The organism is Ochrobactrum sp. Q0168, from assembly GCF_016427605.1.
Taxonomy (GTDB): domain Bacteria; phylum Pseudomonadota; class Alphaproteobacteria; order Rhizobiales; family Rhizobiaceae; genus Brucella.
In genome coordinates this window covers 40,221-47,156 of record NZ_JAELXQ010000025.1, presented here as the reverse complement: position 1 = coordinate 47,156, position 6,936 = coordinate 40,221, and the positions used below count along the sequence as shown (strand labels likewise).

The window sequence follows — 6,936 nt, the reverse complement described above, 5'->3', positions numbered from 1 at the left end:
TGACCTTGGCGACGCCGAGCGGCTCGACTGTCTCGTCGGTCTTCACCAGAATGGCGCGGTCCGCACCCATGGCAAGGGCCGTGCGCAGCGTTTCCTGCGCCTGTGCCGGGCCAACCGAAACAGCCACGATCTCCGTGACCTTGCCTGCTTCCTTCAAACGGATCGCCTCTTCAACCGCAATCTCGTCGAACGGGTTCATCGACATCTTCACATTCGAAAGCTCAACGCCAGATCCATCGCCCTTCACACGGATCTTTACATTGTAATCGACGACACGTTTTACTGCGACAAGGACTTTTTTCATGATTTCTCTCATATGCAATTTACGTAAATCAGTTTGGCAAGCGTCTTACCCAAGATGTTTGCCAAGCCTCCGCTCCGTTCCGGCCACAAGCCAGCCAAATGGAATTGTCACGACCAGATAAAACAAACCCGCGAGGATCAGCACATCAAGATAAAGATAGGTCGCGGCGCCAACGCGATAGGCTCTCGCGAGGAGCTCCGGCACGGAGATCGTAAATGCAAGTGCACTTGCCTGAAAGATCAGAATTGCAAACCCCATAAGTGCGGGTACGGCAAAAAGCACGCCCTGTGGGATGACCACAAATCGCATAATGTCTGCGTTGGTCATGCCGAGTGCTAAACCCGCTTCGAATTCTCTTTGAGGAACTGCGTTCAAACCTGCACGCAGAATTTCACTTGTATAGGCGGCAGTGGTTAAGGCAAGAGCAACAGCTGCTGCGATGAAGGCACTCGTGTTGATGCCCGCCGAAGGTAGTCCATAATAGACCATTTGGAGCACAACCAGTGCCGGAGCACCGCGGCCAATCTCGACTAGCAGTATCGCCATATAACGCGGCAAACGCATTTTCGTCATCGAAAGGAGGGCAAGCAGCAATCCAAGAGGAAGCCCCATGAGGAGGGCCAATCCAGTTAGCTGCAGGCTTACAACGAGACCCGCGAAGAGCTGAGGCGTCCATTCGACAAAATTTGCCAGGGTTTCCTTCATCGCGAGAGCCTCCTGCGAAGCCTTTCGTCCAATACACGAGACATAAAGGCGATGGGAATGGACAAGAGAATGTAGATCAGCGCCGCAATGAGGAAGGGAGCAAAGCCTCCCGACTGAGCTTGTGCCGCCTGGGATGTAAACATCATAATGTCACGGACGCCGATTGTTGAGGCCACCGTGCTATCCTTGAGTAGGCTCACAAAGAACGTGGCCATTGCAGGTATAGATACGCGCAAAACCTGGGGTGCGGATACAAACCTTAAAATGTCACTACCCCTCATTCCAAGAGCAGTTGCTGCTTCAGTCTGCCCGCCTGGCAACGAAAGAAAGCCGCCACGATAAATCTCGGCCAGATAGGCTGAAGACACCAAACCCATTCCGATAATACCGGCCTGTAGCGATGTCAGCCGGATGATGCCGGTTCCCAAACCAAAAAATATTATGAAGAGCCAGACAACAGGTGGAATTCCGCGAGCAACGTCGATAAAAATTCGCGCCAGACCGCTAATCGGTCGAGATTTTGAACGACGTAATAGTACCAACGGCACTCCGAGTACCGCTCCCACGGCAAAGCCGCCAACTGTCAAAGCAATTGTTGCGGGAAGGCCCTTTAGCAGATTGAGAAGTAAATCTGTCATCAGTGCCGATCCACAATGGCTCGGAAGAATTTTTGCGTCCGCGGAGAAGACGGATGACGGATAACCTCCGAGGGTTTTCCTTCTTCAATGATCTGACCGTCCGCCATCACGATGAGCCGATCAGCGACTTCCGTAGCGAAAGCAATTTCATGCGTGACAACGATCATTGTCATACCGTCCTGAGCCAGCTCGCGCATTACAGCGAGAACCTCCAGACCGAGTTCAGGATCAAGCGCTGAGGTAGGTTCATCGAACAGCATGACTTCGGGATCAAGCGCCAAAGCTCGTGCTATCGCGATACGTTGTTGTTGGCCGCCCGAAAGCCGAGCTGGATAGGCATCGCCCTTGTCTGCCAGATGCACCCGCTCTAGCAACTGTGTAGTGCGAGCATCGGCGTCATTCTTGCTTCGTCCCAACACGCGCATCTGAGGCAAAGTAATATTCTTACGCACCGACATATGAGGAAAGAGGTTGAATGACTGGAAAACCATACCGGTCGAACGTCGCAGCTTCAGCAATTGATCATTCCCCAGCTTGCTGTCGAGGTCGAATTGAAACGCCCCAACTTGCAGTGTTCCAGATACTGGTTGTTCGAGCATATTGATCGTGCGCAGGAAGGTACTTTTCCCCGCGCCACTCGGGCCAACAATGGCAACAACCTCACCCTTTTTAATGTCAAGCGTGACGTTCTTGACCGCATGATAATTACCGTAACGAACATTCACGTCCTGCAAGCGGACAATTGGCTTATTCTGAGACATCTTTCACCCCGTGTTGATGACGGTGTTCTGTTCTTGACTTCCAGCGTTCTCCTCAGGGAGGCAGCACCTTTCCCAAGTTTTATGCCGCCGGAGCATATCGCGCAGCGGTCGGCCGCAATTGTTCGGTTCCCGGAGCAGATACCGGTGCACCATGAAGCGCCCAATCGGTGGCAATCTGACCGATCACTGGCGAAAGCTGGATGCCGTAACCGCCTGCGCCGGCTGCCGTGACAAGAGTCGGTTCGGACGGATCAACAGGACCGACTAATGGACGCTTGTCGTAGGTCATAGGATAAAGTCCAGCCCAGCCGCGCCCAAGGCGTGCACCGGGTAGATCGGGAACTCGTTCCAAGAGGAGTTCCGCGAGCTCGATACGCGATTGTTCTTCGCACTGATCATTATAGAGATCTGGATCTTCCGGCTCCGAGTTCGTTACTTTATGAACTTCAGCGATCAGCTCACCTGCTTTCTCGTGCCTGAAGTTAAGCCCGGTGCCCTCCCCGTTAACGAGGTCCATCACCATGGGCATCGTGTAATCGAGCGGCTGGTCTAGAAGGATGGTAATGGCTTCGTGCCGCTCTGGCTTGACCTGAAGCGTCTGCCCGAAGAGTGCCGCTACCTGGGACGCCCAGGCGCCCGCTGCATTGATCACAATATCGCACTCGATTTGGCCTTTAGTCGTTTCGAGTCTATATCCTCCAGCGATCCTCGCTACGCCTTCAAGCTTGCAGAACTGCCTGACCGTACCACCGGCTTCGCGCACCTTCTCAGCCAGCAGTGTGCACAGCTCGTGCGGATCGATGAAACCGTCATCAGGTCCGAAAATTGCGCCAGCCAGACCGTCCGGATTGAGGTGAGGGATAAGATTGTTCAGTTCGCCAGCTTGATAAATTTTCGAACGGAAACCGGCCTTTTTCTGCATCTCAACTGACTGACGAAAGAGTTCCATTTGCTCGTCAGTTCGGGCAAGTCTTAAATATCCGATGTGATTGATCCGCAATCCCTGCCGCTCAAATTCCTGAAACTGTCGCATTGAATGTTGCCGCAGGAGAATCTCGAATGGATCGGTAAACTGGGTGCCAATTACGCCAACTGATCGTCCACTTGAACCGGACGCGATGGCATTTGCGTCGATGACGGTCACGCGGGCGCCTTGCCGGATAAGGTTAACCGCCGAACACATTCCTAAGGTGCCAGCGCCAATGATGACGACATGGGGAGAAGTGGTCATTTCAATTCCTGCTATTGTTTTCGCTGAACCTATATCGGATTATAAATTACCAACCCGATCTGTTCATTCTGCATGCCGCGCTCAATATGACGGGTTGCGTTTCGTAATGTGACACCGTGTCAAGACCGCGAGGCGATGTGTTTGAAAGTGTCATTGATAGCGACAAGTATCGTATAGGCATCGGCCTCAGTCATAGGCGTGGATAGGGCGAAAAGCCCATAGCTCGCAGACAACACTCCTCTATCGAGGAGACCTTTATGGAGAAGGTTGAGCTTGTGACGATCACCTGCGGAAGGATAGACCGAACGATAATCGACGATGTCATTGTCGGTAAAATGAATCTTGAACAATGATCCGAGACCTACACAACGACCAGACAATCCAGATTTTCGGAAAATTTCGTTTGTCCCGTCTCGCAAAATCACGCCCAGTCGATCCAGATGACTGAAAGATTCTGGCGTCAATGCTTCCATGGCTGCCAGACCAGCCCGCATCGTCACGGGATTTGCCGTAAAAGTGCCACCGTGCGGCAGAGCGGGCTTTCCCTTGGTCGGATCAAATACAGACATCACCTCTGCGCGGCCGGCAACGGCGCCCACTGGAAAGCCACCACCGATGATTTTTCCAAGCGAGGTCAGGTCGGGTGTAATGCCCCAAAGCCCCTGAGCGCCGGAGTAGCCAAGGCGAAACGAAATCACTTCGTCGAAAATCACAAGCGATCCCGATAGATGGGCCGTTTCGACCAAAGCTTCGAGATAATCTTTTCGCGCCGGAATGAGTCCGGCCCGGTTTGGCATCGGATCGATCAGTACACCAGCAATTTCATGCCCGTGCACGCGGAAAACAGCCTTTATTGCTTCAATGTCATTGAAGGGAACTGCAATGACATCATCCAGAACCCCTTGGGGCGTCCCTTTTGCATAAGCGGTCGATGCGGGCATATCACCCCAGTTGCCCGGTGTGCTGTCCAGACTAACTTCAGCGAAATCATAGGATCCGTGATAGGCACCTTCGATTTTGACAATCTTCGGACGGTTGGTAAAAGCGCGCGCTGCTTTGATCGCCATCATGACGCCTTCTGTACCGGAATTCGCGAAGCGAATTTGGTCGACAGAGGGTAATCGCTCGACCAAGAGTTCGGCCAATTCGATCTCACTGATCGTCGGAGCGCCAAAAGCCGTACCAAGAGGAAGCTGCTCGTTTACCGAGCTAATCGCTTCCGGCTGGGCATAACCATGTATCATGGAGGTGAAGTTGTTGATGCAGTCGTAATAGATATTGCCGTCGACATCACGCATTCGGCATCCCTCACCGCTCTGCGCATAGATTGGAAAGGGGTCCATGTAAACGGTCGTGCGCGTATTGCCTCCTGGCATTACCTTTTGTGCACGATCAAAGAGCGCTTGGGACTGAGGGCAGGATTCTGGATATTGTGTCATGTGGCTAAACTTCGAAAAGGAGGAACTGCGGAGCGTTCTCCGCTCCGCACCAAATGGCTCAACGTGTCATGATCGTGTGACTTTGTTCGCGCATAAACTGGGGCAGGAAATATGCACCTAGACCCCCTTTGCCACTGACACCAGTTCCCTTCCAGCCACAGAAAGGCTGCGCGCCTGGCCAAGCGCCGGTAGTCGCGCCGCTTGCGCGGTTGGCGTACAGAACGCCCGCCTCTGCATTGTTGAGGAAATGTTGAAGCTCGTTCTGGTCGTTGGTGAAAATACCTGCTGCAAGACCATAGGAGACGTCGTTGCCTTCCTTCAGACCCGCCTCAAGGGAATCCACACCACGCACCACCACGAATGGCATAAACAATTCATCGCGCGTAAGACTGGATGGACCCGACGTTTCAACAATGGCGGGGACAAAGTAGTTCTTCGGCAAGCCCTCGATATGTTCACCTCCGAAATGTACTGTCCCTTCTGCTTTTGCCTGTTCAACCGCATTGATAAACCGGTCGACTGTTGCATCATTGTAGAGTGGACCCATGAAGACATCACGCTTGCGCGGATCGGCAACGACAAGTGCCTTCGCAAACTCGATGCAGCGCGCGATGAATTCGTCTTTCACGGTATTGTCAACATATACAACCGAGCACGCGGAACATTTCTGACCTTGGAGACCAAAAGCCGAGCGTACAACGCCTTGAGCAGCACGAGCGATATCAGCGTTTGCCGTGACATAGGCCGGGTTCTTGCCGCCCATTTCGGCAATTACGGGCTTCATCCACGGCGATAGCGCCATGTGCCTGAAGATGCTCATTCCGGTCTTGTGAGAACCTGTAAATGCGACGCCATCAACACCCTGATCTTCGATAAGATTTTTACCGACATCGCCACCCCCGAGCACCACATTGAAAACACCTTCAGGCAGACCTGCCTTGCGTATGGTCTCGGCAATAAGAAGACCGGTAAGTTGGCATTCAGGCGAGGGTTTAAATACCACCGCGTTACCAGCAAGCAATGCGCCCGTGATCATGCCGATAGACAATGCGAGCGGAAAATTGAACGGCGCAACGACCGCAAAAACGCCATAAGGACGTAAAATGCTCGTCGCAGTCTCGTGGTCCACAAGTTGGTTCATGGGACGCACAAAGCCGTTGTTTGCCCTCAATTCCGACGGATAATAGTCGAGCATATCGACCGCTTCTTCCGCCTCGCCTATGGCTTCCATACGCGATTTTCCGACTTCGAAGAGAGCGGCTAGTCCCAATTGGTATTTCTCTTCGGCGAGTACGTCCTTCCAGCGTGCGGCGAAAGCGAGCCGTTCCTCCAGGCTCGCCGCATTCCAGACTAATGCGCCTTTGCGGGCGGCAACGACAGCTGCACGAGCATCGCTTTTCGTTGAGACGGGAAAAACGCCTAACGTAATAGCGGGATCGATAGGGCTCGCAACGCGTTTTGCCTCGCCCGTCGCAAATGGCGTGAACCACGCCTGACCCAACTGGTTTGCTTCGAAAATTGGCAGGATTCTATCCAGGTGATCATGAACGGGTGAAAAATCGACGCCGATATTCGAATAGGTGACGCGGGGTAATGGCTGAGTCATCATTAAGTTCCACTTATTGGTATTATTCCCGTATTGTGGTAGGAACTGTTTCCAATTGTCAATAGTCCCATTAAACGAAATTAATTCTTATTATCGGAACTCTAAGCTGCTTGACAAACTTTTATAATCGATATTAGTTCCGTTTTAAAAGATTAATGCCGATATTCGGCACATAAAATCGGAGGGATGACAAGCTCCGAGGCAGGGAGCTACTCAGAAAATCGACTTCACCGTCGAAGGTGCACAACAATT

General features: G+C 52.6%; 6 protein-coding genes and 1 pseudogene. All 7 read right to left on the bottom strand.

The window, feature by feature from the left end; translation table 11 throughout:
* Positions 1 to 304: pseudogene (locus tag JAU75_RS22875) on the bottom strand (electron transfer flavoprotein subunit beta/FixA family protein); the annotation flags it as partial.
* A 45-nt stretch (positions 305 to 349) separates the two neighbouring features.
* Positions 350 to 1,009 (bottom strand): ABC transporter permease subunit, encoded by a 660-nt coding sequence (locus JAU75_RS22870; RefSeq protein WP_199058790.1) that lies wholly within the window; start codon positions 1,007 to 1,009, stop codon positions 350 to 352.
* The gene (locus JAU75_RS22865; protein WP_199058789.1) at positions 1,006 to 1,647 is read right to left on the bottom strand and encodes an amino acid ABC transporter permease; all 642 of its coding nucleotides are present in this window, start codon (positions 1,645 to 1,647) and stop codon (positions 1,006 to 1,008) included. Before JAU75_RS22865 ends, JAU75_RS22870 begins: the two co-directional genes overlap by 4 nt.
* Positions 1,647 to 2,408 (bottom strand): amino acid ABC transporter ATP-binding protein, encoded by a 762-nt coding sequence (locus tag JAU75_RS22860; protein ID WP_210339388.1) that lies wholly within the window; start codon positions 2,406 to 2,408, stop codon positions 1,647 to 1,649. Before JAU75_RS22860 ends, JAU75_RS22865 begins: the two co-directional genes overlap by 1 nt.
* Positions 2,409 to 2,487: 79 nt before the next feature.
* Positions 2,488 to 3,639: an FAD-binding oxidoreductase gene (locus JAU75_RS22855; RefSeq protein WP_199058788.1), complete on the bottom strand. Its 1,152-nt coding sequence runs from the start codon at positions 3,637 to 3,639 to the stop codon at positions 2,488 to 2,490.
* A gap of 119 nt (positions 3,640 to 3,758) precedes the next feature.
* Positions 3,759 to 5,015: an aspartate aminotransferase family protein gene (locus JAU75_RS22850; protein ID WP_371836235.1), complete on the bottom strand. Its 1,257-nt coding sequence runs from the start codon at positions 5,013 to 5,015 to the stop codon at positions 3,759 to 3,761.
* Positions 5,016 to 5,136: 121 nt separating this feature from the next.
* The gene (locus JAU75_RS22845) at positions 5,137 to 6,684 is read right to left on the bottom strand and encodes an aldehyde dehydrogenase family protein (protein ID WP_199058786.1); all 1,548 of its coding nucleotides are present in this window, start codon (positions 6,682 to 6,684) and stop codon (positions 5,137 to 5,139) included.
* Between the last annotated feature and the right edge of the window lie 252 nt (positions 6,685 to 6,936).